Source organism: Thermogutta sp. (assembly GCF_014359955.1).
GTDB lineage: Bacteria > Planctomycetota > Planctomycetia > Pirellulales > Thermoguttaceae > Thermogutta.
In genome coordinates this window covers 1-1,910 of the sequence record NZ_JACIYL010000820.1, presented here as the reverse complement: position 1 = coordinate 1,910, position 1,910 = coordinate 1, and the positions used below count along the sequence as shown (strand labels likewise).

The window sequence follows — 1,910 nt, the reverse complement described above, 5'->3', positions numbered from 1 at the left end:
CTCGTCGGGCTGGCGGAGTTCCCATTGAAAATATCTCCGCATGACTTCGATGACGCGCTCGTCGTGCGCGTATTCGTAGTAGGACTGGAGGACGTGCAGCATAATCATGTTGGGCCACACGTCCGGTTTCTTACCGCGGGGTGAATTGATCATTTCAAGATTTGGTCGTGGCCCAATCCATCCGTCTTCCCGCTGACCCTGGAGCGTGGGCTCGATCCACCGCCGGGCTTCGGCGATCATCTCGGGTCGTCCCAGGAGATAAGCCAGATCCCCGTACCCTTTGAGCCAGTAGGGAACTTCTTCCCAGAAGCTGCGATCACCCTCGCCATTCGGGTCGAGCCAGGCGTTCCCTTCTGGAGCGAGAAATCGACTCAATTCGTGCAGATGGCCGATAAAACCCTCAGCCTCCAGTTCCAGTTGAGTTTTCAACCATCCTTGCGCCCGCACCGCCCCCACGGGTAGTTTGACCAGAGGACTGGGAACAAGCGGGGGGCGATTCGCAGGATAGTGATGGATTCCCAACTCCGCGGGTGGGCGCTCCACCACTTGAAACTCCGTTGACATGGGCTCTTTACCAAAGCTAACTAACGCCATGGGAAACGGGCATGTCAATGCCCAGACAATAAGAAGAATGTGACGCGACACGCTGATCTGCATGTGGGACGTCCCCTGCTGAATTCGAAATGTTAGCTTGCCTCACTCGTTTGGTATTCCCGGTACTTACATTATCCCAACCTGCGGGGTGGGACAAGTCCGACACAATTTAAACCCATCTTCGCTTTCTCCTTTACCCACTTGACCCAGTCTTTTTATGGCACTCAAAAGAGGCACATTCTGGAGAAGGACATGTGCGCCAGCGCGATTCAGCTCGGACGCACCACTTCGGAACGACCTGATGCGGCGGGGCCTCCCTTTTGCGTTCGCTTTCCCCAGTCGGATGGTCCACGGTTTTCAAACAGGCACGATGGGCGTGCCGCTGTAAAGCATTTCTCGGAGGGACCTGCTTGTCAGGTCCGTTTCTGAAGCGGGGACACCCCGTTTTGCATCACCGGGCACCACCGGCGCGTCCGTTCAAAATACTTCGTGGTGGGACGTGCCTGTTATGCCCGTTCTTGAACTCACACCGAGTGGAAACAACGTGAGTGGGACACGAGCTTGAAACTCGCTCCACGATAGCGAGTCCTATTCTGAGTTCGCGCTTCCAGTACAATAGGACTCGACGAGCGTAAACATGGCGAGAGAGGGAGCAATTGTTCAAGACACATCTGTAACGGAGGCGTGATTCGATGAGCCAACGTGACCTGAAGCAATCATGGAACCGTTTGAAGTATTGCCTCACAGGTGCCTTCGCACTGGTGATGTGGTTCAGTTCCGGCACACCGGCCTTCCCGAAAAATGCGTCGTCGCTCAAGAAAATTCGGGTTGATGCGCAGCGGCGGTGCTTCGTCACCGAAGATGGGACAATCTTCATTCCGTTGGGCGTGAACTATTTCCGGCCGGGCACCGGTTGGGCTCCGCAGGTGTGGAAAAAATTCGATGCGACGGCTGTCCGTGAGGATTTCCGTCGCATGAAGGAGTTTGGTGTCAATTGCGTGCGAGTTTTTCTCACCTTCGATTCCTTTTATCGCGAGCCGGGACGGCTTGAGAAGTTTGGCCTGGATCGCTGGGAAGAATTCCTCTCTATCGCGGAGGAATACGGAATTTATGTTCACCCTACCGGGCCGGACCACTGGGAGGGTCTTCCGGCCTGGGCGAGGGGAAACACTGTGTCGGATCCGCAAGCGGTCGCCGCGCTCGTCGAGTTTTGGAAATTGTTCGCAGGCCGGTATCGTGGGCGGCCGGTTATCTTCGCCTACGATCTCCGCAACGAACCAAGCGTCCCTTGGGAGAACTCGGAGCTTGCGCGTCGG

2 protein-coding genes are annotated in these 1,910 nt (G+C 56.1%); one reads left to right on the top strand and one right to left on the bottom strand.

The window, feature by feature from the left end; translation table 11 throughout:
• A partial coding sequence (locus H5U08_RS17300; protein WP_297035950.1) for a beta-L-arabinofuranosidase domain-containing protein occupies positions 1 to 657 on the bottom strand: 657 nt, incomplete at its 3' end.
• 629 nt (positions 658 to 1,286) lie between these two features.
• Here H5U08_RS17300 and H5U08_RS17295 point away from each other — a divergent pair.
• A partial coding sequence (locus H5U08_RS17295) for a cellulase family glycosylhydrolase (protein ID WP_297035948.1) occupies positions 1,287 to 1,910 on the top strand: 624 nt, incomplete at its 3' end.